Origin of the sequence: Microbispora catharanthi (assembly GCF_006334915.2) — a bacterium.
Lineage (GTDB): Bacteria > Actinomycetota > Actinomycetes > Streptosporangiales > Streptosporangiaceae > Microbispora > Microbispora catharanthi.
In genome coordinates this window covers 201,032-224,127 of the sequence record NZ_VDMA02000016.1, presented here as the reverse complement: position 1 = coordinate 224,127, position 23,096 = coordinate 201,032, and the positions used below count along the sequence as shown (strand labels likewise).

Sequence of the window (23,096 nt, the reverse complement as noted above, 5' to 3'; positions counted from 1 at the left end):
CGTTCGCCAGGAAGGAACCAACGCGTGATGCCGGCTGTGCCCGCCGACCCGACCGTGCTGCATCCGATGCCCGGGCAACCGCGGGTGGTGCTGCTGAAACCACTGATCACCTCACCGCTGATCGAGGTCGGAGAGTTCTCCTACTACGACGATCCAGACGATCCGACCGCGTTCGAGACGCGCAACGTGCTGTACCACTACGGGCCGGAGAAACTCGTCATCGGGAAGTTCTGCGCGCTGGGCGAGGGCGTGCGGTTCATCATGAACGGCGCCAACCATCGCATGGACGGCCCCTCGACGTTCCCCTTCCCGATCATGGGCGGTTCCTGGGCCGAGCACTTCGACCTCATCACCGGCCTGCCCGGGCGGGGCGACACCGTGGTGGGCAACGACGTGTGGCTCGGATACCGGTCCATGGTGATGCCCGGCGTACGCATCGGCCACGGAGCGATCATCGCCTCCGGGTCCGTCGTCGTCGACGACGTCCCCGACTACGGCATCGCCGGCGGCAACCCCGCCAGGCTCATCCGCCGCCGCTACGACGACGCGGACATCGAGCGCCTCCTCGCACTGGCCTGGTGGGACTGGCCGCTCCAGCACATCACCGAGCACCTCCGCACGATCATGTCCGGAAGCATCGACGACCTGGAGAACGCGGCGCCGGCGCCTTCGCACCCGTAATCCCACTCTTCACGCTTCCAGCACCTCGGAATCGAGCGGCCGGCATGCCTTCCTCGTCCCCCCCACAATCCGTTCGCCGGCTGGCTTCGCGCCCATGCCGTTCCGCTCGCCCACCTCGACCCGGAGGCGCCGCTCGACGACCTGGAGCCGCTGCGCGACATCATCGGCGACGCGCGCGTCGTCGCGGTCGGCGAGAACTCCCACTTCATCGACGAGTTCGCACGCGTGCGCCGGCGCATCCTGCGGTTCCTGGTCGAACGCTGCGGATTCACCGTCCTGGCCTTCAAACACGGCTTCAGCGAAGGCTTCCCCCTCGACGCCTGGGCTCAGGGGAAGGGTGCGGACGACGACCTGGCGGCCCACCTCGCCGCGGCGATCCCCGTGGGAGTCGACGAGCCGTTGCGCTGGATCCGCCGGCACAACCGCACAGCCGCACAACCGGTGCGCTTCGCCGGCATCGACATCCCCGCGGCCGGCGGGTCCCTGCTCCCCGCACTCGTCCCGATCGCCGACTACCTGCGCCGGATCGATCCCGAAACTCTGCCGATGATCCAGGCGGCGATCCGGATCGCCGAATCGTTCGCCGGCGGCTCCGGGGCGGTGGCCGCGCCCGCGTGGGCGCGACTGGACACCGCCGAACAGGACGCCCTCAGCGCGATCCTGATGCGCCTGCTCATCCGGTTCCGCGCCGTCGAACCGCTGTACGTCTCCCGCGGCGACCAGGACAGCTATGACATCGCCCTGCGTCGCCTCGAAGGGGCCTGCCACGGCGACTACACCTTCCGCGCCATGGCCGGCCTTTTCGCCGGAAGCGGCCTGACCGCCGACACCTCGGCCCGCGACGTCTACATGGCCGGGTCGGTCCTGTGGCATCTGGAGCGCTTCGAACCTGGGACCCCGGGTCGTGCTGGCGGCCCACAACGCCCACATCCAGAAGGTGCCGATCTTCTTCGACGGCCACCTCACGGGGCTCCCCATGGGACAGCACCTGCACGGCGCCCTCGGCGACGAGTACTTCGCCCTCGGCCTGACGAGCACCACCGGACACACACCCGAGATGCGCCGCGATGAGAAGACACCCTTCGGTTTCACCCTCGACGACATCACGCTGGAGCCTCCAGAACCCGGAAGCGTCGAAGCCGCCTTCGCCGACGCCGGCCTCGGGCTCGGCATCGCCGATCTCCGCCGGGCACGCCGCGAGACGGCCGACGGCGCCGGCCCCGACCGGATCCGGATGCAGAGCGTCTACCTGCATACCCCCGTGCTCGACGCGTTCGACGGCGTCCTCAACACGCCGGTCTCCACCGTCGCCGGCGACGTCCAGATCTGAGGACCCCGGCCTCCGCTGATCAACCTTGGCGGGGCCAAGGGCTCGCGGCTCCTACGACACAAGCAACGGAAGGACTCACCTATGGTCTTCACCCAGGCCGAACTCGACTACCTGGCCACGCAGCGCATCGGGCGGCTGGCCACCGTCTCACCGGACAGGCAGGTGCTGCCACCGGCCGTTGCGATCCTCCTCACGAGTGTGTAGCCCCGGACGCGTGTCCGTGCGGATACGATCGGCGGCCGTGGAGGACGACGCCGAGGACTTCGTCCGCGCGCATACCGGGCTCGCGGCCGTGCCGTACGTGCCGGAGATACGGCTGCGCCTGATCACGCCCGGCGCCGGGCCGTATGCCGTGCCGGACGCGGGCGGGGACGACCTCGTGTACGAGCTGTGGGAGCGCGCCGGGCGGCTGCCCTTCTGGGCCTGCCCCTGGGCCGGCGGGCAGGCGCTGGCCCGCCACGTGCTCGACCACCCCGAGATCGTGCGGGGCCGCACCGTCCTCGACCTCGCCAGCGGCTCGGGCCTGGTCGCGGTCGCCGCGGCGCTGGCCGGAGCCGCCCTGGTCGTCGCCAACGACGTCGACCCGTACGCGCTGGCGGCCGTCAGCGTGAACGCCCGCGCGAACGGCGTCGCGGTGCGGATCGCCGGTGGCGACCTGCTCGACGGGACGCCGTCCCAGCAGGTCGTGCTGGCCGGGGACGTCTACTACGAGGAGCCGCTGGCCCGGCGGGTCACCCCGTTCCTGTCCCGGGCCGGCGGCGAGGTCCTTATCGGGGTGCCCGACCGCGCCTGCTCCTATCTCCCTCAGGGTGTGTTCGAGCAGGTCGGGGTGCATCAGGTGCCCGCCTTCCTGGAGGACGCCCCCAGCAAACGGACGACCATATATCGGCTTTCCGAGCACGGTGTGACCTAGTTCACAACAACGGAACAACTGCCGGTTACGTCATAGGGAAAGGGGATCTTCGTCTGACACGAAACGGGGCGTGACTGTGTCTTCTCTTCACCGCAGGGTGGCAAGGAAAGCGGCCAGGGCGGTCGTACGGGCGCTGGAGGCCCGTGACCGGCAGCGTGCTCGCTCGGCACCGCCGCCCGACGGTCACGAGATCCGGATCCTGCTGCTGCACGCCAACGGCATGGGCGGCACGATCCGCACGGTCTTCAACCTCGCCGGATATCTGGCGCGCACCCACGATGTCGAGATCGTGAGCGTCGTACGGGAACGCGAGGAGCCCTTCCTCCCCGTTCCTCCCGGAGTGCGCGTCCGCTACCTCGACAACCGGCTGCCCCGCCGCAAGGGCCTGCTGTCACGGTTCCCGAGCAGGCTGGTGCCGAAGGACGAGGCGGCCTACCACTGGTTCACCCTGCGCACCGACCTCAAGCTGGTCCGCTACATTCGCTCCCGCCGCAGGGGCGTCCTCATCGGGACCCGGCCCGGTCTGAACCTGATCGCCGCCCGCTTCGCACCCCCGGAGATCATCACGGTCGCCCAGGAGCACGGGAACCTGTCCTCGCACCAGCCACTGGTGCGCAAGCAGATCATCCGCAGGTATGCCAGGCACGACGCGGTCGTCACCCTCACGCAGGCCGACCTGCGCGCCTACGAGCGGTCCTTCGAGAAGGCGCGCAAGGACCTGCCGGCCGTGCTGGCGCAGGTGCCCAACGCGACGCCCCGCCTGAACGGCGGCGTCTCACCGGTCACCGCGAAGACCGTCGTCACCGTGGGCCGCCTGACCTGGGGCAAGGGCTACGACCTGCTCATCCGCGCGTGGGCGCACGTCGCGGCGCGGCACCCGGACTGGACGCTGCGGATCTACGGCGGCGGCCCCCGGCAGGAGAAGCTCCAGGCGTCGATCGATAAGCGCGGGCTCTCCGAACGGGTGTTCCTCGAAGGCCCGGTCGAGGACGTCGGCGCCGTCCTCGCGGACGCCTCGATGTTCGTGCTGAGCTCCCGCCACGAGGGCATGCCGATGGTCATCCTCGAGGCGATGAGCAAGGGCGTCCCCGTCGTCAGCTACGACTGCCCGACCGGCCCCAAGGAGATGATCACCCACGGCCACGACGGCCTGCTGGTGAAGCCGGAGAAGATCCATGCGATGGCCGACGCCATCTGCACGCTCATCGAGGACGAGGACCTGCGCCGCCAGATGGGCGCCAACGCGCTGAAGACGGCCGCGCGCCACGACCTCGACGTCATCGGCGCCCGGTGGGAGGACCTGCTGTCCGGCCTGGTGGACCGGCGGCGCGGCCACGCGCCCGGCGACCCGCTCGCGTACGGGTCGGCCGAGGCGGGCGAACAGGACGCCGGGGAACGGCCTGGCCCTCTCGGCGCCGCCGCGCTCGACGTCGGCCGTACGCCGGACGGGCGGACGGCACGGCTCAGCCAGAACGCGTGAACCACCGGCGGGGGGCCGCCTCACGGGCGATCCGGAGGACCGTGCGGAGCACCGCCGGCGGCTCCACCCACCGCACCACCCACCGCACCGCACCGCACCGCACCGGGGCCACGGTCACAGGAAGATGCCGCCGGAGACCTCGACGCGCTGTCCGGTGATCCAGCGGCTCTCGTCGGCGAGCAGGGCGCCGATCGCGCCCCCGACGTCGGCGGGCTCCCCCACCCGTCCCAGCGCGGTCTGCGACGCGAGCACGGCGCGGAACCCCTCGTCGTCCCGCATGATGCCGCCCGCGAAGTCGGTGCCGACCGGGCCGGGGGCGACGGTGTTGACCGTGATGCCGCGCGGCCCGAGTTCCTTGGCGAGGTATCGCGTCAGCACCTCCACCGCGCCCTTCACCGACGCGTACGCCGCCTGCCCCACGCTCGCGAACCTGGTCAGCCCGGTCGACAGGTTGACGATCCGGCCGCCGTCCGCGATGAGGGGCAGCAACTTCTGCGTGAGGAAGAAGACGCCCTTGAAGTGCACGTCGGTCAGGGCGTCGAACTCGCTCTCGGTCGTGTCGGTGAACGCCGCGCTGACCGCGATGCCGGCGTTGTTGACGAGGTAGTCGAACTCGTCCCGGTCCCACCGCTCGCGCAGGGTGCGGCGCAACTCGTCCGCGAAGCCGTCGAACCCGGCCACCGCCGCGGTGTCCAGCGACAGCGCCGCCGCGGTGCGGCCGAGCCGGGTCACGGACTCGACGACCTCCTCGGCCTGGTCCTTGCCGGCCCTATAGGTGACGACGACGTCGACGCCGCGCTCGGCGAGGGCGAGGGCCGTGGCACGCCCGAGGCCCCGGTTGCCGCCGGTGATGAGGGCGATTCGCTGAGAGGTCATGATCGAAGCTCCTGGTCATCGGGAACACGGCCCCCGGCGGGGCCGTCACGCCCAGTTCACCCGGCCGCGCGCCGGGCTGCCACGGCCCACCTATCCACGGCCAACGCAGCCACGGCCCACGCAGCCGGGGCCCGCGTATCCGGGGATCGGCAGGCCGTGGATACAGGGCGCCCGGCGCGGAAGGATGAGCGGAGACGGGAGAAGGCAAGGAGGCGCGAGCGTGGACCGCGAGGGACTGGCCGACTTCCTGCGCAAGCGCAGGGAGGCCCTGCAGCCCGAGGACGTCGGGATGGTCCGCGGGCCGCGCCGGCGCACCAGCGGGCTCCGCCGCGAGGAGGTGGCCGCCCTCTGCGGCATGTCCAGCGACTACTACAGCCGGATGGAACGCCGGAGAGGGCCTCAGCCGTCGGAGCAGATGCTCGCCGCGATCGCCCGCGGGCTGCGCCTGACCCTCGCCGAGCGTGACCACCTCTTCCGGCTCGCCGGGCACAGCGCACCCCAGCGGGCGCTGCGGGGCGACCACGTGAACCCGGGGATCATGCGCGTGCTCGACCGGCTCTGCGACACACCCGCCCTGGTCACCACCGGACTCGGCGAGACGCTCCGGCAGACCCCGGCCGCCGTCGCCCTGTTCGGCGACCAGACCGTCTTCAGCGGCATGGCGCGCAGCGTCTTCTACCGGTGGTTCACCGACCCGGCCGAACGGCGCCTCTACCCGGAGGACGACCATCCCCTGTATGGACGCGTGTTCACCGCCCTGCTGCGGGAGGCCGCCACGCGCGAAGGGCCCCGCTCCCGCGCCGCCGCTGTCACCCACGACCTCCTCGGCCGCAGCGCCGAGTTCGCCGCGCTCTGGGACAGGCACGAGGTGGGTCTCGGGTACCCGGACACCAAACGGCTGCTGCACCCGGAGCTCGGCATGCTGGAACTGCAGTGTCAGACGTTGCTCGATCCCGACCAGTCGCAGGCGCTGCTCGTCTACACGGCCACGCCGGGCACCGAGAGCCACGACAAGCTGCGCCTGCTCGCCGTCATCGGCAGTCAGCGCCTCGGGGCCTGACCGGCCCACTCCTCCAGGCGACGGGCGAGCGCCCGGACCTCCTCGCGCAGCTCCGGCGGGCCGACCACGGTGAACGGCACGCCGAGGCCGGCCAGCACCTGCGCCATGCCGTCCAGCCGCTCCGCGCGGCCGGTCATCCGGACGCCGCCGTCCACCGGGGCGAGCGCGGCCACCGTCGGCGGGATCCGCCGCCGGGCCTCCTCCATCGTCGTGGCCAGCACCACCTCGACCTCGTACCGGTACGGCACGCCGGCCAGCGACGCCATGACGTGGGCGACCGCGTCGAACTCCCCGGGGGCGGGAAACTCCTCCTCCGTCATCTCCGCCCGGCCGATCCGGTCGAGCCGGAACGTCCGCACCTCCCCCCTGTGGTGGTCGTGGCCGGTCAGATACCAGCGGCCCGAGTGGAACACCAGTCCGTAGGGATCGACCGTCCGCTCGCTGTCCTGCCCCCGGTAGGACCGGTAGGCCAGCCGTACGCGGAGACGACGGCGGGCCGCGTCGGCCAGCGTCAGCAACGTGGCCCCGCTCGGCCGGGAGGTCGTGGCGGAGCGGGTGGTCAGGCCGACCATGTCCTCGACGGCGCCGACCCGGTCGCGCAGGGCGTCGGGCAGCACCCGCTGGATCTTCGCGAGCGCGCTCTCGGCCGCCCCCTCTCCCACCGTCAGGCCCGCGCGGCGGCCCGCGAGCAGCCCGAGCACCACGGCGGTGGCCTCGTCGCCGGTCAGCATGAGCGGCGGCAGCCGGTATCCCGGCATCAGCCGGTAGCCGCCGTAGCGTCCCCGCTCGGCCTCCACCGGAATACCGAGGTCCTCCAGCCTGCGCACGTAGCGGCGCACGCTCCGCACGTCCACCTCCAGGCGCTCGGCCAGCTCGGGACCGGTGAGCCCGGGCCTGGCCTGCAGCAGTTCCAGGAAGGCGAGAACGCGATTGGTCGACATATCAGGACCGATTCTGCCCTGATTCGGCTCTAGCGTCGACGCATGACGACATACGTACTTGTCCCTGGTTTCTGGCTCGGCGCGTGGGCATGGCGGGACGTGACCGCCGCCCTTCGCGGGATGGGGCACGAGGTTTACCCCCTGACCCTCACCGGCCTCGCCGACCGCGCCCACCTCGCCTCCCCCGATCTCGACCTGGACACCCACATCCGCGACATCACCGGCCTCGTCGAGGCCGAGGACCTGCACGACGTCGTGCTCGTCGGCCACAGCGGGAGCGCCGCCGCCATCACCGGAGCCGCCGCCCGCGCGGCCGGCCGTGTGAGCCGCGTCGTGTACGTCGAGAGCGGCCCGGTGCCGGACGGCATGGCCCAGATCGACCTCACCGGGCGGGAGTTCGTCGAGAAGCGCGTCGTGGACGGCCGGCGCTACCCCATGCCCTCCTGGGACGAACTGCAGGAGTCGGGCGCGAGTTTGGAGGGGCTGGGCGAGCGCGAGCGCGCGCTGATGGCCGCCCGGGCCACCGACCAGCCGCTCGGCGCGATCACGCAGCCCCTCGCGCTGGGAGACGACGCCGCCGCGTTCGCCGCGCTGCCGAAGACGCTGGTGAGCTCCTCGTTCCCGCTCGCGCAGGTCAAGGAGCTGATCGCGACCGGACATCCGGCGTTCGCGCCGCTGGCCGGACCGGAGTGGGAGCTGCGTGAGCTGCCCACCGGTCACTGGCCGATGCTCTCCCGCTCAGGTGATCTGGCCGTGCTTCTCGCCGAGATGGCGTAACAAGCCGACGCCTTTACAATGTAGATTCCCTGGGTGGGACATTTGTCCTGCCCAGGGCCGTATCGATCTCTCTACCTGGGCCGACGGCGCCCGCCTACCGTCGTCCCCATGACCACGAAAACCGCCGACGCCGTGTCCCTGACCTCGGCGACCAAGCGCTTCGGCCCCGTACGGGCCGTGGACGGGCTCACGCTCGCCATCCCCCGCGGTCAGACGGTGGCCCTCCTCGGCCCCAACGGCGCGGGCAAGTCGACCACCATCGCGCTGCTGCTCGGACTGCTGCCGCCAGACTCCGGGCGGGCCGCGCTGTTCGGGCTCGACCCCGAGGAGGCCGTACGGCAGGGCCTGGTGGGCGCGATGCCGCAGGAGGGCGGCCTCATCCCCCGGGTCACGGTCCGCGAGTTGCTGACCTTCGTGTCCGGGACCTACGCCGCTCCCCTCCCCCTCGACCGGGTGCTCACACTCGCCCGGATCGGAGACCTGCGCGACCGCCGGGTGGACCGGTTGTCCGGCGGGCAGGCGCAGCGCGTGCGGTTCGCGATGGCGGTGTGCGGCGACCCCGACCTGATCGTCCTCGACGAGCCCACCGCCGCGCTCGACGTGGAGGCCCGGCGCGAGTTCTGGGACGGCATGCGCGGGCTGGCCAGCCAGGGCAAGACCATCCTGTTCAGCACCCACTACCTGGACGAGGCCGACGAGCACGCCGACCGCGTCGTCGTGCTCGGCCACGGCCGGGTGATCGCCGACGGCACCAGCGCGGAGATCAAGCGGGCGGCGGCGCTGACCACGGTGAGCGTGACCGCCGACGGCGAGTCCGCCTGGCTCTCGACCCTGCCGGGCGTGCGCCACATGGAGATCAGGGGCGGCCGGGTCCACCTGCGCAGCGGCGACTCCGACGCCACCGTCATGGCCCTCGCCCGCGCGGGCGCCGTCCGCGAGCTGGAGGTCGTCCCGGCCGATCTGGAGGACGCCTTCGTGGCCCTCACGGCGAAGGAGAACGCGTGATGTGGGGATACGTGCGGCTCGAACTGACCAGGTCCGTACGCGACGGCGGCTACGTGATCTTCGGCATCGTGATGCCGGTCGTCATGTACCTCGTCTTCACCAACCTCGGCCTGGCCCCCGGCGACCGGCACGACGCCGCGATCTACACGATGGTCAGCATGGCGGCCTATGGCGCGCTCGGCGGCGCGTTCAACAACGGCAGCGGCATCGCTGAGGACCGCGCGGCGGGGTGGCTGCGCCAGTTGCGGCTCACCCCGCTGACCTCGGCCCAGGTCGTGGCCGGGAAGGTCGTCACCGGAGCGGTCGCCGTCGTGCCGAGCATCGCGGCCGTGTTGCTGGCCGGCGTGCTGGTCAACCACGTAACGCTCCCCCCGCAGCGGTGGCTGGCGATCGTCGCGCTCCTGTGGGCGGGCACCGTGCCCTTCTCCCTGCTCGGTCTCGGCAACGGCTACCGCCTGTCGGGTCAGTCGGCGGCGATGGCCAACATCGCGACCATGCTGACACTGTCCATCCTCGGCGGCCTGTGGGTGCCGGTCGAGAACTTCCCGTCCTGGCTGCGGGCGATCGCCGAGTGGACCCCGTCGAACAGCTACGCGGGCCTGTCCTGGCGGATCGCGTTCGGCGACGTCCCCACCCTCCGTCAGGTCGTCCTCCTGTCGGCCTGGCTGCTCGTCTTCGGCGTCTACGCGGTGTACGGCTACCGCCGCGCCGGCCGCCGGGCCTGACCGCTAATGTGACGTTCCCGATGACGACAGAACGCGACACCTGGCTCGACCCGCTACGCGAGGGCGAGCGCGGCCCCGACGCCAAGGGCATGTACATGTGGGTGACCGTGACGGCGGCACCCGTGTGGGACATCACACACGGCCGGTCCCATCCCCTCTGGCTGGCATGGCCGGCCGCGCTGGCCGCCGCCGGGCTCTACGTGGTCACCGCACACTTCGCCTTCGCGAACCGGCGGCGCGCCCTGCCGATGCTGGGGCTGCTCGCGGTGGTGGTCCTGGCGTCCGCCACCGGCTTCCGGCACAACTGGCTCTACCTGATCGTCATGCTGGCCGTCGCCACCGGGATCACCGTGCGCGGCAAGATCCTGCCGGTGATCCTGATCGCCGAGTGCGCCGCCGCTCTGGCCGTGGCCGTACGGGCCGACGCCGGTCTCACCGGCGTGTTCTCCATGGTCTGGGGCACGTTCACCGCGGGCCTGATACCAGCGATCATCATCCGGCTGTGGGAGGCCATCCACGAGCTCAAGGCCACCCGCGAGGAGCTGGCCCGGGCCGCGGTGACCGAGGAGCGGCTGCGGTTCTCCCGCGACCTGCACGACCTGCTCGGGCACACCCTCTCGATCATGGTCGTCAAGGCCGAGGCCGTACGCCGGCTGTCGCGGGTGGACGCCGACGCGGCGGCGGGGCAGGCGGCCGACATCGAGCAGATCGGGCGGCAGGCGCTGACCGAGGTGCGGGCCGCCGTCACCGGCTACCGGGGCAGGGGGCTCGCCGCCGAGCTCGACTCCGCCCACGCCGCGCTCGCGGACGCCGGCATCGAGGCGACGGTCCGCACCTCCTCCGTACGGCCCGATCCCGAGACCGACGCCCTGCTCGGCTGGGCCGTCCGCGAGGGCGTGACCAACGTCGTACGGCACAGCCGCGCGTCGGCCTGCGAGATCGGCCTGCGCGACGACGGCGGGCTCCTGGTGCTGGAGATCCGCGACGACGGCCCGCCGAAGAAGGCCCAGGGGCACGGCAACGGGCTGATCGGCCTGCGCGAGCGGGTGAAGGCCGCCGCCGGCACCGTGGAGACCACGGCACCGGCGGACGGAGGCTTCCTGCTCCGGGTGGCCGTGCCGTACGCGAAGGAGGACGGTCAGTGATCAAGGTGCTGCTGGCCGAGGACCAGGGCATGATGCGCGGCGCGCTGGCCCTGCTCCTCGGCCTGGAGGAGGACATCGAGGTCGTCGCCCAGGTCGGCCACGGCGACGAGGTGGTGGACACCGCCCTGCGCACCCGGCCCGACGTGGCCCTGCTCGACATCGAGATGCCGGGCCGCGGCGGGCTGGAGACCGCCGCCGACCTGCGCGAGCACCTGCCCGGCTGCGCCGTGCTCATCCTCACGACGTTCGGGCGGCCCGGCTACCTGCGCCGCGCCATGGAAGCCGGGGCGCGCGGATTCCTGGTCAAGGACGGCCCGGTCGAGGATCTCGCGGACGCCGTCCGCCGCGTGCTGCGCGGCGAGCGGGTCATCGACCCCGCGCTCGCGGCGGCCGCGCTGAGCACCGGCCCGAGCCCGCTGACCGACCGGGAGCGGGACGTCCTCGCCGCGGCGGCCGACGGCTCGACGATCTCCGACATCTCGGCCCGTCTCCACCTGTCGGACAGCACCGTGCGCAACTACCTGTCGTCGGCCATCGGCAAGACCGGCACCAGGAACCGGATCGAGGCCGCCCGCCTGGCCCGGCACAACGGCTGGCTGTAGCGGCTCACTGCACGTCGAACTCGTTGCCCTCGGGGTCGGCCATGGTCACGTGGTGGCCCCCGGGCTCCCGGACGGTGCGCAGCACGGTGGCGCCCAGTGCCTTGAGCCGGTCCACCTCGGCGTCCCTGCGCTCGGGACCCGCGTGCAGGTCGATGTGCAGGCGGTTCTTGCCGGCCTTCGGCTCGGGGACCGCCTGGAAGAGGATCCGGCGGCCGAGGCCGGTGCCGGTGTCCGGATCGACCGGGTCGTCCGGGTGCCGCACGGCCCGCAGCGTCCGGAAGGCCGCGCGGTCGGGGGTCACCGCCTCCTCCCCCACGACGCCGGCGGCCAGGAGCCGGCCGACCACCGCGCTGTTGTCCTCCACCTCGTAGCCCAGGGCCTCCGCCCAGAACGCGGCCTGCGCATGCGGGTCGGCACAGTCGATGACGAGCTTCCATTCGAGAGTCATGTAACCCTTTATAGTGGTTACATGAGCTTGACGCTACATCCACGCGACGGCGTCTCCTTCCGCTTCGATCCGGGCGCCCTCTGCCTGGAGTTCCTGGTGAGCGGCGGCGTGGGGGTCTACGCCCACTACGAGACGCTGCACGGAACCGCCGACCTCGCCCGATGGGCCGCCGTGTCCCGGCTCGGCCTGGAGGAGGTGGACACGACGGCCGACGAGCTCATCCGTGCCAAAGCCCTGCGCACCGCGCTGTGGGGGCTGGCCGGCGACCGCGTCCACGGACGCACGCCGAGGCAGGCGGACGTGGACGCGGTCAACCGGGCAGCGTCGGCGCCGCCGCTGACGCCCGTGATGACGGCGGACGGGCTGCGATCCTGGGCCGCCCCCGCGACCGGAGGCCAGGTGGTCTCGACCGTCGCGAGGGACGCGATCGAGCTGTTCACCGGCCCCTACGCGGACCGCGTGCGGGAGTGCGCGGGGGACAACTGCGCCCTCATCTTCGTCGACACCTCACGCCCGGGCAGCAGGCGCTGGTGCTCGATGGACCGGTGCGGCAACCGCCACAAGGTCCGCGCCCACCGCTCCCGCGAGGGCTAGCGTTCGCCTGCTCCAGCCGGCACAAAGCCGGGACGACGTGAACATGACTCAGGCCGTCGACAACCGACGCAGCAGTTGCATGGCGTCCTTCTCGACGCGCGAAAGATCGTGGAGGATGGCGCCGGCCTGCTCGAGGCATCCCGCGTCGCCGCTCTCCCCCGCCTTCGCGATCAGGGTGGACACCTGCGTCCACAGGACGGCGGCCTCGGCGTACAGCCGGTGACCGGCGCGGAGGTCGTCGTCGTCGATCAGCCGGGTGCACTCGTCGAGGAAGTCGCGATAGAGGGCGCGGAACAGGGCGCCGCCGGTGCCGCCCTTCTCCATGAGGAGGGCGGCCTGCGGCAGGTCCCGCCGCGGCTCGCCGGCGCGTAGCAGCCATCCGGGCACCTGCTTGCCGGCCTTCTCGATGCCGCGGTGGCCCAGATTCGCGATGGGAGCGGCGAGGAAGGCGTCGGCGCAGTCTCTGATGGCGGGGATGATCCGGTCCTGCCAGGAGAGCGGGTGAGCCGGCAGGGTGATGGTGAAGGATCGGTTCCTGGCGGTCATCGGGCCGCGTTCGGCCCGTGCCATGGCGAGGCCGGCCCGGCTGGTGCGCACCGCTCCTCCCTGCTGGTCGGTGTCCACAAGGTAGACGTCGTGCTCGTCGTAGCCGTACATGGCGACGACATGACCGCCGAAGTGCACCGTGGAGCGGAAATAGTCCAGGTGGTAGGAGTCGAGCTGGAGGCCGACCGGCCGACCGGCGTCGATGGGGGCGGCCACGTTCTCCCACGCCTTGCGCGCCGAGGTGGTCTCCTCAACCGTCAACGTCAGCCCCAGCCTGGCGGCCAGGTTCCTGGTGAGGTCGAAAGGCTTGACGCGGCCTCCGAGAAGGGGGAACGGCATGCTCTTGCTGTCCCAGTAGATGAAGGACAGGCCCGAGCCCAGCCCGAACAGCATGGGCTCGGACAGATCGAGTCCCTCATGCCGCAACAGCACCCCCAGCGCCGTCGTCTCGCAGTGGTGCATTCCACGGGCCTCGACGTCCTTCACGATGGCCATGCTCGCTCTCCTCATCCCTATCCCTGATCGCTGGAAGTAGCGTCAGGTCTCCCACAGTGGGAGAGTCCACCGCCAGGCCTGATCATCTCGTCGGCAAGCCGGCCGAGACCGGGATCGACCGGCCTGCGCACTCCTGAGGCTCCCGGCCCAGCCGCCTGACCGGCCTGATCGACAGCAGCGCCACCACCACGCCGACCGTCACCAGGGCCGACCCCAGCATGAAAGCGCGCGGTTCGACCAGCGCGGTGACCGGACCGGCCAGCGCCTGCCCGACTGCCATGCCCGCGACCGACCCGGCCACCTGGTAGGCGTTGACCCGGTTCACCACGTCCGGCGCGACCTGTGTCTGCACGCTGGCCGACCACATCACCGACCAGAACGCCAACGCGCACCCTCCGAGCAGGTGCCCGGCCATCAGCAGCGGCAGCGGCAGCCCGAGTGCGACCGCCAGCGGCACCGCCACGTACCCGCTCAACGCCACCGCCCCGGCCGCCAGCGGCCTGCGCGGCCTGAGCCTGATCGCCACCAGCCCGCCCAGCACGGTGCCGAGTCCGAGCGCCGTCATCACCCAGCCGTAGCCGGCTCCGATGGCCTGGGATGACAGCGGCACATACGGCCCGATCACCAGAACGCCCCAGAACACCCAGACCAGGATGACCGACCACATCCAGCTCCTGGCCGTGAACTCCTCCCAGCCCCTGCGCAGGTCGCTCAGCACGTCGGAGGGCTCCGGCCTGGGTGCGGTGACCCGGACCAGCAGCAGGCACACCCCGCTGACCAGGAACGTCGCGGCGTCCACCGTGTAGACGAAGACCGGACCGGCGACGACGATGAGGACTCCGGCCAGCGCGGGCCCCACCATCTGGGTGACCGCCTCGGCGATCTTCAACGTCGCGTTGGCCCGCTGCGGATCTCCGGCGACCAGGGGGACCATGCCGTTGACGCCCGGTTCGAACATCCCGGCGGCCGCGCCCGACAGGAACGCCGTCACCAGCAACAGGGCGTACGGCGGAGCACCATCCAGGAAGGCGACGGCCACCGCCCCCTGGGTGACGACCCTGACCATGTCCGCGCCGATCATCAAGCGCCGGGCGCCGATCCGGTCGGCGACCACCCCGCCGAACACCATGACCAGCACCGCCGACGCGGTCCAGAGCGCGAGCACGTAGCCGACGCCCGCGATCCCATGGACTCTCCCGATCGCCAGCGCCGAGGCGACGGGCATCATCGCGTCGCCGAGCAGCGAGATCGTGCGAGCCCCGAAGTAGAGGGTGAAGTTCCTCGTCCACATGAGCCCCAATCTTGGATTTTCCCAGATCAGAGCACCGGTGTCCCAAATGACATCATTAGGTACATTTGCGCCATGGCCTTGGATTGTCCGGAAACGCCGCCTACGCCCCCCGACCCGCATCGCGTGGTCGCCTTGGTCGCCCCGAACCAGGAGCTCTACCCGGTCACCTCCGCCTCAGGGGTCTTCGGCTACCACGGCCCCGACATCCCCCAGCACTACAGCTTCAGCCTGTGCGCCGAGCGCCCCGGCTCCCTCCCCACCACCCTCGGCGTCCCCATCCAGGTGGACAGCGGTCTCGAAGCCCTCGACGACGCCGACACCGTGGTCATCGCGAGCTGGACCCTCACCCCCTCGGCCGCCGTACTCCACGCGGTGTCCCAAGCCCATACCCGAGGCGCCCGCATCGTCGCCGTCTGCGCCGGAATCTTCATCCCCGCCGCCCTGGGCCTCCTGGACGGCCGCCGCGCCTCCGTCCACTGGGAACTGTCCGGCGAACTCGCCGCGCGCCACCCCCGCGTCATCCCCGACGACACCGTCATCTACGTCGATCACGGCGACGTCGCCACCGCCGGAGCCTCGGCCGCCACCCTCGACCTCTGCCTTCACCAGGTCCTCCAGGAGTACGGCGCGGCCCACGCCATGCGCATCGGCCGCCAGCTCGCCGCCGGTCCGCACCGCGAGGGCTGCCAGCGCCAGTACCCTCCCCTCCCCACCACCGGCCCCATGCCGGACTCCCTGGCCCCCCTGCTCGAATGGCTCCTCTCGCGCCTGCCCGACCAGGTCACCGTCAAGGACATGGCCGCCTACTCGGGCGTCTCCCCCCGCACCCTCACCCGCCAGTTCGCCGATCAGCTCGGCGTTCCACCCGCCCGCTGGCTGCTGGAACGCCGCCTGGCCGCCACCCGCGCCCTGCTGGAGGAGACCGACCTGCCCGTCGAGACCATCGCCACCCGCGTGGGCCTCTCCTCGGCGGTCAACCTCCGCCGCCGCTTCCACACCGCCCTGCGCACCACCCCGGCCGCCTACCGCCGTTCCTTCCGCTGAAGCTCCCGGGCGGTTCCGCCGCGACCCCCACCCGTCCACTTGCTCTGTACGGCGAGCACCCACCATGGCCCTGGTCTCCCGCCCTCCCTAGGGCCGGAGCACGATCTTGCCGTGCGTGTGCCCCCGTTCCAGGTCGCGGAAGGCGTCCCGCACCCGCTCCAGCGGGTAGACGCGGGCGATCGGCACCTCCAGCTCCCCGCGCGCGGCGAGCCGGGCCAGCTCTCCGAGCACGACCGCGCACGCCGCCGCGCCTTCGCCGTAGGTCCGCGCACCAACCTTGGCGGCGGTCCGCCAGTCGCGGATCGTGTCGATCCGCTCGGGCCGTACGCCCAGCTCCACTGCCAGATCCACGTAGCCGTCGCCGAACGTGTCGATGAAGGCGTCGACGTTCCCGCCGGAGGCCTGCCGGATCCGCTCGGCCACGCCCTCCCCGTACTCGACCGGGACGACACCGCGATCCTTCAACCAGGCGTGATTCGGCTCGCTCGCCAGCCCGATCACCGTGGCGCCGCGCCGCCGCGCGAGCTGCACGGCAAGGGACCCGACGCCGCCGGCCGCACCGGACACGACGACCGTGTCGGCCGGTCCGGGGTCGACCGCGAACACGGTGGCGTACGCGGTCGTGCCGGCCACGTACAACGACCCGGCCACGTCCCAGGACAGCCCCTCCGGACGCGGGGTCAGATTCACGTCGTCGACCACGACAAACTCCGCGTGACTTGCCCTGTTGTGGGTGAAGCCGAGAACCTCGTCGCCCACCGCGACACCACGCGCCTGCGGACCGGCCTCCACCACGACACCGGCCAGATCGCTGCCCTGCCCGGAGGGGAACGTCGCCGGCCAGCGCTCGTGCCGCGCGCCCTTCCGGATCATCACCTCGCCGGGCTGGATCCCGGCCGCGCGGACCTCCACCAGCACCTGCCCGGGGCCGGGCACCGGACGCTCCACCTCCTCCACCCGCAGCACATCGATGCCGCCGTACTCGTGGAACCGCACCGCCTTCATCGCGTGATCACCGCTCTTCCTCGTTCGGATAGGTGTTGGAGTGCCGGTCCGGCAGGCCTAGACGTCGAGCACCTGGTGAAGTCGCTCCGCGGTCGCGCGCGGGCGGAAGACGTATCCGTTGTGCCCGCCGGGGAACGTCTCGCAGGCGATCCCCAGCTCCTCGGCGAGCAACCTGGCGCACTTGTGCGCCCAGATGTGGCCCGAGTTCTCACCGACAGCGGGCACGACACGGGCGGGTGAGTTCTTGAGCGCGGTCAGGTCGAGTGCGTGAGTCCGTACGGCCGGGGCGTCGTACGTGAGGAAGAACTCCAGGTTCGGCAGCTGTTCCGGCCCCGGAACGCGCGGCTCGACGTCGGGCTCACGATCTGTCGGGTCGATGCCGGCGAACTTCGCGAACCTGCGCAGGGCGGGGAAGGCGCCCTCCGCCTTGAACGTCTCCTCGGCTGCGAGCAGATCCTCGATGGCGAGAGCGCGCTCCGGCTCAGGCAACAGCTGGGTGACGGGCGGTTCGTGCGCGACGACCACGCCGACCTGCCCGGGGTGCCTTGTCGTCAGCTCCAGCGAGATCAGGGCGCCGATGCTGCTGCCGTAGACGTGGGCGGGTTCCGTGGTGAGGGCGGAGAGCAGGTGGGAGACGTCGTCGGCGTGCGTGGCCAGCGTCAGTCCGGGGTCGTCGGTGGTGCTACCCGACAGGCCACGGCGGTCGTAGGTGAGGACGGTGTACCTGCCGGCGAGGTGGGTGGCGAGAGCCTCGTTCACGGCGGCGTCCCCATATCCGCCGGCGACGAGCAGGAGCAGGGGGCCCGAGCCACGGACGAAATGACGCAGCCGCGCGCCGGGAACTTCCAGCACGGATTCCCTCATGAGACCGCCTTCATCGTTTTCCTCGTACGGATAGGCCTTGGACGGCCACGCCTCGACTATGCCTTCGCCATCGACGGTCAGGAACGGAGCGGTCTCCCTAGGATCGACGGTCCCAGGATGTGTTTGACGAACGGTGATATCACTACCGATATGGGGATTCACCGCGACGACCTCGCCGATTTCCTGCGCCGGTCCCGAGAGCGGCTGACTCCACGGGACGTCGGACTGGTCGAGGGGCCGAGGCGGCGTACGCCGGGACTGCGCCGCGAGGAGGTCGCGGCACTCGCCGGTATGTCGGCCGACTATTACATGCGGCTCGAGCAGGCCAGGAGCCCGCAGCCCTCGGTTCAGATGCTGGCCGCGCTGACGCACGCGCTGCGACTGACGACCGACGAGCGGGACCACCTGTACCTGCTCGCCGGGCACCGCCCGCCGGAGGGGGCGCGGGCCGGGGAGTATCTGCGGCCGAGCATGCTGTACCTGCTCGACCGGCTGGACAGCGTTCCGGTCCAGGTCCTGAGCGACCTGGGCGACCTGCTGGCGCAGAACGACATGGCGCAGGCGTTGTTCGGGTGCGTGTGCAGGGTGGCCAAGGAGGACCGCAACATCGTGCTGCGCTGGTTCACCGAGCCGGACGTGCGGAACCACTTCGCGGCCGAGGAGCACGAGGAGCACTCCCGGCAGCTGGTCGCCGACCTGCGCGCCGCGGTAACGCGCCGCGGGGACGACGCGGCAGCCCGCACACTTGTCACGCGGCTCCGCGCGGCCAGCGCCGACTTCGCGGCGCTCTGGGACCGGCACGAGGTCGCGGTGCGCAGGTCACACCCATACCGGCTCATGCATCCCGACCTGGGCAGGATCGAGTTCGACTGCGAGGTGCTGGCGACGCCTGCGGCGGACCAGCGACTGCGGGTCTTCACCCCGCCGCCCGGCGGCACCGAGGCGCTGGACATGCTGCGCGTGCTCGGCCCGCGGCACCGGCACGACACCGCCGCGACGCGTGGGATCAGCTCCGGCAGTTAGGCGCTGGTGACCCATCGGATTGGATCCGTTTCGAGGTCAGCGAGAACAGCCCACAGCTAGCGCGTTATCGGCTGCTTCGAAGCCTGTGGTCTGCGGAGATCGACTCCTGGCGAGACAACGCCGACGTGTGGATCGCGAACATCCGGCGAGATCTGCGACGGCGGCCGAACGGTCCATTTTCCGATGGAGCCCGGGCGCTTTTGCATCTGGTGGACGAGGTGAGTGTGCCGAGTGAGCGAATCGGCGCCTTGGCACGGATGGTGGCCTACGAAGCGGTGTTCGGGGTTCTCTACCGCCTCGCTGATCCAAATGCGTGTGAGGACGACATCAGCGTGCCGGACGAGCTGGTCATTGGCCCACGACGGTCACCGCGGCTGCTGTTCCGCAATGACCGCCCAGTCGTCCGCCTCGCGACCGTCGGCGATGGCCTGATCGAAGACAGTCCGCAGCAGTTCACCGATCGGGAGCGGAATGTCGTTGTCGTTCGCTGCGTCGAGCGCGAGGTGGAGGTCCTTGCGGCCCAGGACTGTAGTGAATCCGGGCGGCTGGTAGCGCCGTTCGGCAATCATCGACCCGTAGCCGGTGTAGACGGCTCCCGGGAAGAGTGTTGCGGTCAGCAGTTCGACGAACTGCCCCGAGTCGACACCGGCGCCCTCCGCGAGGCTGACAGCCTCGCCCAGCGACTGGATCGCGCAGGCGATCAGGTAGTTCCCGAGGATCTTCACGATGTTGGCCTGCTCCGGACGATCGCCGAGTCGCCAGGTCCGCGAGCCGATCACATCGAAGAGCGGCTGCACGCGGTCGATCAGCCCCTGCTCGCCCGCCGCGAGGATGTTGAGTGCTCCGGCTTCGGCGACCGGAACACGGCCGAAGACTGGTGCCGCGACGTACCCGACACCATGCTCAGCGTGCGCTGCGCCGGCCCGGCGAGCCAGGCCGGCGCTCACCGTCGCGAGGTTGACGTGAACAGTCCCGCCCGGGGCCTGAGCGAGAACACCGGAGTCGATGAACGTCTCGGCGACGGCCCGGTCATCGGCCAGGACCGAGAAGACCACCGGTGAGTGCATGGCCTCGGCGACGGAGGTGGCTCGCCGGGCACCCGCCGCGACAAGCTCGTCCGCGGGCCTGTCGGAGCGGTTCCACACCACGACGTCGTACCCGGCCCTCAAGAGGTTGCGTGCGATGGGCCGCCCCATTGCTCCCAGACCGATGACCGCGATGTCGCTCATGTGGAGAACCCTCTCTATGAACCGTCTAAGACGGTTCCACGATGTCATGGGGGGTATCATCATGTCGAACTGGCTAAGACGGTTCGAAAGGTGTTGTCGCTCACTGCGGAGGTCGGAATGACCGAGGACGTACGCCGTGTGTTCCGAATGGACAACGAGGTCCTGGCGTTCCGGTTCACTGCCACCCTCAGCGATCGAGCCGGCATGGCGCCGCGAGAGCGGCTGACTGACCCTGCACGACTGAAGATGTGGCTGCAGGCGACAGGGCTTGACGCCACGGACGTGTCGCTGACCGATCTGAAGGACGCCGTCGAGCTGCGCGAGGTGATCTACCGAATCGGGTCGGCGATCGCCGCAGGTGAACAGCCCGATTCGAAGGATGTCCGCACTCTCAACACGGTCGCGGCCGCTGGGCACGCGAAGGCCGCGCTCGAAGGCGATCTCGCAGGATGGCACCTGACCGAGACGACGCCTGTCGGTGACGCCCTCGGGGTCCTGGCCACAGATGCCATCCACATCCTCGGGGGCCCCGACCGCAGCCGCATCAAGAACTGCGAAGGCCCCGGATGCGCGGGGCTCTTCCTTGACACCAGCCGCGGAGCCAACCGCCGTTGGTGTTCCATGAACACCTGCGGCAACAAGGTCAAGAAGGCACGACTCGCCGGGAGCTGACCCAACAGTCGTGATCAGGCCCGGCAAGCCCGACCACCCGCGCGCAGTAACGGACAGGACAACCGTCCGACTACCGGCTACCTCTCGATCGGCCCTCGTCTCATGCCCGTTGCCCTGGCCCGCCCGATAGCGCCGACCGCCGCCGAGCGCAAGCGGCTGAAGAAGATGGCCTACGGGCACAAGACCGAGTATCGGTTGCGCTTGCGCGCGCAGGTCCTCCTGCACGCGGCGCGCGGGCGCTCCAACGCGCGTCGCCCCTGAGACGGGCCTGCTCCTGGACACAATGCGCACCTGGCGGGGCCGGTTCGCCGAGCAGGGCCTGCCGGGTCTGTCATGATCAACGCCCGAAGGACTTCCGGAGCCGACCACTCAGGCTCGGCTGCCTTGCTCGCCTCCCACCAAGGCAGACGAGCAAGGCAGCCGAGGCAGCCGAGGACGAGCAGATCGCCCGGCTACCCCTGCGAGCGGTCACCCCGCTGCCCGGCCAGGGCGCGGTTGACGGCGGCGAGCACCGCCCGGGCGGACGCCGTCACGGCGTCGGCGTCCTCGCCCGCTCCCCACGCGGGGGTGTCGCCGACGCGGCACCGGGCGTAGGCGACGGCGCCGCCCTCCGCCGGATGCCCGCCCTGCCAGAGCACCTCCACCGCGATTCCGGACGCCTCCAGCGCGGCGGCGAGGGCCGCCGCCGGTTCGGCGCCGGTGCCCTCGCTTTCGCGCCCGTCCCGCCGCACCAGGCAGTGGAAGCCGTCGCCGCCGGCGGCCCACGACGACAGCGTGACCGGCCCGTCCTCCGCCATGTACGCGGCGCGGAACAACTGGAGCAGGTCCTTCGATGTGGCCTCCCGCCCACTGCCGTCCGTCGCGTCCTGCACGACGCGGGAGAACTCGGCGCGCAGCGCCTTCGGCAGGTCGAGCCCGTGGTGCGCCTGGAGGAGGTGGGCGATGCCGCCCTTGCCCGACTGGCTGTTGACCCGGATGACCGCCTCGTACGTGCGGCCGACGTCGGCCGGGTCGATCGGCAAATAGGGCACCGACCAGGGCGCCTCCCCCACCGGCACGCCCCGCTCGGCCGCCGCGCGCTCGTGGTGGGCGAGGCCCTTGCTGAGCGCGTCCTGATGGGTGCCGGAGAAGGCCGTGTAGACCAGGTCTCCCCCGTACGGATGCCGTACGTGGACCGGCAGGCGGTTGCACTCCTCGACGGTCCGCCGGATGACGTCGATGTCGGAGAAGTCCACCATCGGGTCGACGCCCTGCGCGTACAGGTTCAGCGCGAGGGTGACGAGGTCGACGTTCCCGGTGCGCTCGCCGTTGCCGAACAGGCACCCCTCGACGCGTTGCGCCCCGGCCAGTACGGCGAGCTCCGCGCAGGCCACCCCCGTGCCCCTGTCGTTGTGCGGGTGGACCGAGAGGATGACCGCGTCACGCCGTTCGAGGTGGTGGTGCATGTACTCGATCTGGTCGGCGTACAGGTTCGGCGTGGCGATCTCGACGGTGGCGGGCAGGTTGTGGATCACCGGCCGGTCGGGCGAGGCGTCCCACAGCCGGGTGAGGCCGTTGCAGACCTCCAGGACGAAGTCGGGCTCGGTGCAGTTGAACACCTCAGGGGAGAACTCGAACCGCACCGCCGTCTCCGGCATGGCGTCGGCGAGCCGCGCGACGTGCTCGGCGGCCTCCCGGATGAGCGCGTGCAGGCCGGCCCGGTCCTGTCCGAGCACGACGTCGCGCCAGACCGGCGCGGTCGCGGTGTACAGGTGCACCACCGCGCGCGGCATGCCCTGGATCGAGGCGAAGGTCTGCTCGATGAGGTCGCGGCGGGCCGCCGTGAACACCACGGGGGTCACGTCGTCCGGCACCGCGCCGCGTGCGGCCAGGTGACGGACGAAGTCGAAGTCGGTCCGGCTCGACGACGGGTAGCCGACCTCGATCTCCTTGAACCCCATAGCGACGAGGAGGTCGAACATGCGGCGCTTGCGCGGCGTGTCCATCGGCTCGGCGAGCGCCTGGTTGCCGTCGCGCAGGTCCACGGGCACCCACAGTGGGGCCCGCTCGATCCTGCGCCCCGGCCATGCGCGCCGGATCTCGGGAATCTCGACCCGCTCGTGGGCGGGCCGGTAGCGGTGGTACGGCATCGCGCTGCCTCGCTGGGGATTCCAGGCGGGAGCGTCGGCGGGCACCGGGCCGTCCGGGGTGCGAAGCGTGGGGAAAGGTGTGCGGATCGCGGGGACGGGAGTGGAGGCGGTGGTCACGGAGGTGATCCTTTGGTCGGTCTGCCGGCGACCGGCGGCACGGCACCCCGCGGCGGGGCGCCGGTCTCGGATCAAACCCCGCCGCGGCGGCCGAGAAGCAGGCC

At 71.2% G+C, this 23,096-nt stretch carries 26 protein-coding genes and 1 pseudogene; 17 read left to right on the top strand and 10 right to left on the bottom strand.

Annotated features, from left to right (window positions below; genetic code table 11):
- The first annotated feature begins 27 nt into the window (after positions 1-27).
- Positions 28-681, top strand: coding sequence for a CatB-related O-acetyltransferase (locus tag FH610_RS28075; protein WP_139578062.1), 654 nt, complete (start codon positions 28-30; stop codon positions 679-681).
- Positions 682-690: 9 nt separating this feature from the next.
- Here the strand turns inward: FH610_RS28075 and FH610_RS44695 are convergent, their stop codons facing one another.
- Entirely contained in the window at positions 691-885 is a 195-nt protein-coding gene (locus FH610_RS44695; protein ID WP_240809235.1) for a hypothetical protein, read from the bottom strand.
- Positions 886-906: 21 nt separating this feature from the next.
- On the opposite strand from FH610_RS44695, the pseudogene FH610_RS44690 reads away from it, so the two are divergent.
- The 5 genes and pseudogenes from FH610_RS44690 to FH610_RS28055 form a co-directional block, all read left to right on the top strand.
- A pseudogene (locus FH610_RS44690) lies at positions 907-1,500 on the top strand (erythromycin esterase family protein); the annotation flags it as partial.
- An 85-nt stretch (positions 1,501-1,585) separates the two neighbouring features.
- The gene (locus FH610_RS44685) at positions 1,586-2,011 is read left to right on the top strand and encodes an erythromycin esterase family protein (protein WP_240809234.1); all 426 of its coding nucleotides are present in this window, start codon (positions 1,586-1,588) and stop codon (positions 2,009-2,011) included.
- A gap of 81 nt (positions 2,012-2,092) precedes the next feature.
- Entirely contained in the window at positions 2,093-2,215 is a 123-nt protein-coding gene (locus FH610_RS45325; protein ID WP_276607711.1) for a PNPOx family protein, read from the top strand.
- 10 nt (positions 2,216-2,225) lie between these two features.
- Positions 2,226-2,924 carry a class I SAM-dependent methyltransferase gene (locus FH610_RS28060; RefSeq protein WP_205826118.1) on the top strand — a complete coding sequence of 233 codons (699 nt, stop codon included), beginning with the start codon at positions 2,226-2,228 and terminating at the stop codon, positions 2,922-2,924.
- Positions 2,925-3,021: 97 nt separating this feature from the next.
- On the top strand, positions 3,022-4,404 hold the full coding sequence (locus FH610_RS28055; RefSeq protein ID WP_240809233.1) for a glycosyltransferase family 4 protein: 1,383 nt from the start codon (positions 3,022-3,024) through the stop codon (positions 4,402-4,404).
- A gap of 114 nt (positions 4,405-4,518) precedes the next feature.
- On the opposite strand, the gene FH610_RS28050 is transcribed toward FH610_RS28055, so the two are convergent.
- Positions 4,519-5,280: an SDR family NAD(P)-dependent oxidoreductase gene (locus FH610_RS28050; RefSeq protein WP_139578018.1), complete on the bottom strand. Its 762-nt coding sequence runs from the start codon at positions 5,278-5,280 to the stop codon at positions 4,519-4,521.
- A gap of 220 nt (positions 5,281-5,500) precedes the next feature.
- Here FH610_RS28050 and FH610_RS28045 point away from each other — a divergent pair, with 220 nt between their 5' ends.
- Complete coding sequence (locus FH610_RS28045) at positions 5,501-6,340, top strand: helix-turn-helix transcriptional regulator (RefSeq protein ID WP_139578017.1); 840 nt, start codon at positions 5,501-5,503, stop codon at positions 6,338-6,340.
- Here FH610_RS28045 and FH610_RS28040 read toward each other — a convergent pair.
- Positions 6,322-7,281 (bottom strand): helix-turn-helix transcriptional regulator, encoded by a 960-nt coding sequence (locus FH610_RS28040; protein ID WP_139578016.1) that lies wholly within the window; start codon positions 7,279-7,281, stop codon positions 6,322-6,324. The two genes, FH610_RS28045 and FH610_RS28040, sit on opposite strands and share 19 nt — an antisense overlap.
- A 42-nt stretch (positions 7,282-7,323) precedes the next feature.
- On the opposite strand from FH610_RS28040, the gene FH610_RS28035 reads away from it, so the two are divergent.
- The 5 genes from FH610_RS28035 (at position 7,324) to FH610_RS28015 (ending at position 11,535) form a co-directional block, all read left to right on the top strand.
- A complete protein-coding gene (locus tag FH610_RS28035) occupies positions 7,324-8,058 on the top strand; it encodes an alpha/beta fold hydrolase (protein ID WP_139578015.1) in 735 nt (244 codons plus the stop codon).
- Between the two features lie 108 nt (positions 8,059-8,166).
- The gene (locus tag FH610_RS28030) at positions 8,167-9,063 is read left to right on the top strand and encodes an ABC transporter ATP-binding protein (RefSeq protein ID WP_139578014.1); all 897 of its coding nucleotides are present in this window, start codon (positions 8,167-8,169) and stop codon (positions 9,061-9,063) included.
- On the top strand, positions 9,063-9,788 hold the full coding sequence (locus FH610_RS28025; RefSeq protein WP_139578061.1) for an ABC transporter permease: 726 nt from the start codon (positions 9,063-9,065) through the stop codon (positions 9,786-9,788). Before FH610_RS28030 ends, FH610_RS28025 begins: the two co-directional genes overlap by 1 nt.
- 20 nt (positions 9,789-9,808) lie before the next feature.
- Complete coding sequence (locus FH610_RS28020) at positions 9,809-10,933, top strand: sensor histidine kinase (protein WP_139578013.1); 1,125 nt, start codon at positions 9,809-9,811, stop codon at positions 10,931-10,933.
- The gene (locus tag FH610_RS28015; protein WP_139578012.1) at positions 10,930-11,535 is read left to right on the top strand and encodes a response regulator transcription factor; all 606 of its coding nucleotides are present in this window, start codon (positions 10,930-10,932) and stop codon (positions 11,533-11,535) included. Before FH610_RS28020 ends, FH610_RS28015 begins: the two co-directional genes overlap by 4 nt.
- Before the next feature lie 4 nt (positions 11,536-11,539).
- On the opposite strand, the gene FH610_RS28010 is transcribed toward FH610_RS28015, so the two are convergent.
- Positions 11,540-11,983, bottom strand: a complete 444-nt coding sequence (locus tag FH610_RS28010) for a VOC family protein (RefSeq protein ID WP_139578011.1) — start codon at positions 11,981-11,983, stop codon at positions 11,540-11,542.
- Between the two features lie 21 nt (positions 11,984-12,004).
- On the opposite strand from FH610_RS28010, the gene FH610_RS28005 reads away from it, so the two are divergent.
- Positions 12,005-12,577: a CGNR zinc finger domain-containing protein gene (locus FH610_RS28005; RefSeq protein WP_139578010.1), complete on the top strand. Its 573-nt coding sequence runs from the start codon at positions 12,005-12,007 to the stop codon at positions 12,575-12,577.
- A gap of 48 nt (positions 12,578-12,625) precedes the next feature.
- Here the strand turns inward: FH610_RS28005 and FH610_RS28000 are convergent, their stop codons facing one another.
- Together FH610_RS28000 and FH610_RS27995 are read right to left on the bottom strand one after the other, a co-directional pair.
- A complete protein-coding gene (locus FH610_RS28000) occupies positions 12,626-13,618 on the bottom strand; it encodes a BtrH N-terminal domain-containing protein (RefSeq protein ID WP_139578009.1) in 993 nt (330 codons plus the stop codon).
- Positions 13,619-13,700: 82 nt separating this feature from the next.
- Positions 13,701-14,909 (bottom strand): MFS transporter, encoded by a 1,209-nt coding sequence (locus FH610_RS27995; RefSeq protein WP_139578008.1) that lies wholly within the window; start codon positions 14,907-14,909, stop codon positions 13,701-13,703.
- Between the two features lie 72 nt (positions 14,910-14,981).
- Between FH610_RS27995 and FH610_RS27990 the strand changes: the two genes are divergently transcribed.
- Complete coding sequence (locus FH610_RS27990) at positions 14,982-15,953, top strand: GlxA family transcriptional regulator (RefSeq protein ID WP_139578007.1); 972 nt, start codon at positions 14,982-14,984, stop codon at positions 15,951-15,953.
- Between the two features lie 87 nt (positions 15,954-16,040).
- Here FH610_RS27990 and FH610_RS27985 read toward each other — a convergent pair whose 3' ends face one another.
- Together FH610_RS27985 and FH610_RS27980 are read right to left on the bottom strand one after the other, a co-directional pair.
- A complete protein-coding gene (locus FH610_RS27985; protein ID WP_139578006.1) occupies positions 16,041-16,958 on the bottom strand; it encodes an NADP-dependent oxidoreductase in 918 nt (305 codons plus the stop codon).
- 57 nt (positions 16,959-17,015) lie between these two features.
- A complete protein-coding gene (locus FH610_RS27980) occupies positions 17,016-17,822 on the bottom strand; it encodes an alpha/beta fold hydrolase (RefSeq protein WP_139578005.1) in 807 nt (268 codons plus the stop codon).
- A gap of 150 nt (positions 17,823-17,972) precedes the next feature.
- On the opposite strand from FH610_RS27980, the gene FH610_RS27975 reads away from it, so the two are divergent.
- Positions 17,973-18,845, top strand: a complete 873-nt coding sequence (locus FH610_RS27975; RefSeq protein WP_139578004.1) for a helix-turn-helix transcriptional regulator — start codon at positions 17,973-17,975, stop codon at positions 18,843-18,845.
- A gap of 365 nt (positions 18,846-19,210) precedes the next feature.
- Here FH610_RS27975 and FH610_RS27970 read toward each other — a convergent pair whose 3' ends face one another.
- Positions 19,211-20,122 (bottom strand): NAD(P)-dependent oxidoreductase, encoded by a 912-nt coding sequence (locus tag FH610_RS27970; protein ID WP_139578003.1) that lies wholly within the window; start codon positions 20,120-20,122, stop codon positions 19,211-19,213.
- A 69-nt stretch (positions 20,123-20,191) separates the two neighbouring features.
- On the opposite strand from FH610_RS27970, the gene FH610_RS27965 reads away from it, so the two are divergent.
- A complete protein-coding gene (locus tag FH610_RS27965) occupies positions 20,192-20,746 on the top strand; it encodes a CGNR zinc finger domain-containing protein (protein ID WP_139578002.1) in 555 nt (184 codons plus the stop codon).
- A 102-nt stretch (positions 20,747-20,848) separates the two neighbouring features.
- On the top strand, positions 20,849-21,007 hold the full coding sequence (locus FH610_RS43905) for a hypothetical protein (RefSeq protein ID WP_205826114.1): 159 nt from the start codon (positions 20,849-20,851) through the stop codon (positions 21,005-21,007).
- A 191-nt stretch (positions 21,008-21,198) separates the two neighbouring features.
- Here FH610_RS43905 and FH610_RS27955 read toward each other — a convergent pair whose 3' ends face one another.
- Positions 21,199-22,875: a 2-isopropylmalate synthase gene (locus tag FH610_RS27955; RefSeq protein ID WP_139578060.1), complete on the bottom strand. Its 1,677-nt coding sequence runs from the start codon at positions 22,873-22,875 to the stop codon at positions 21,199-21,201.
- Positions 22,876-23,096: the final 221 nt, after the last annotated feature.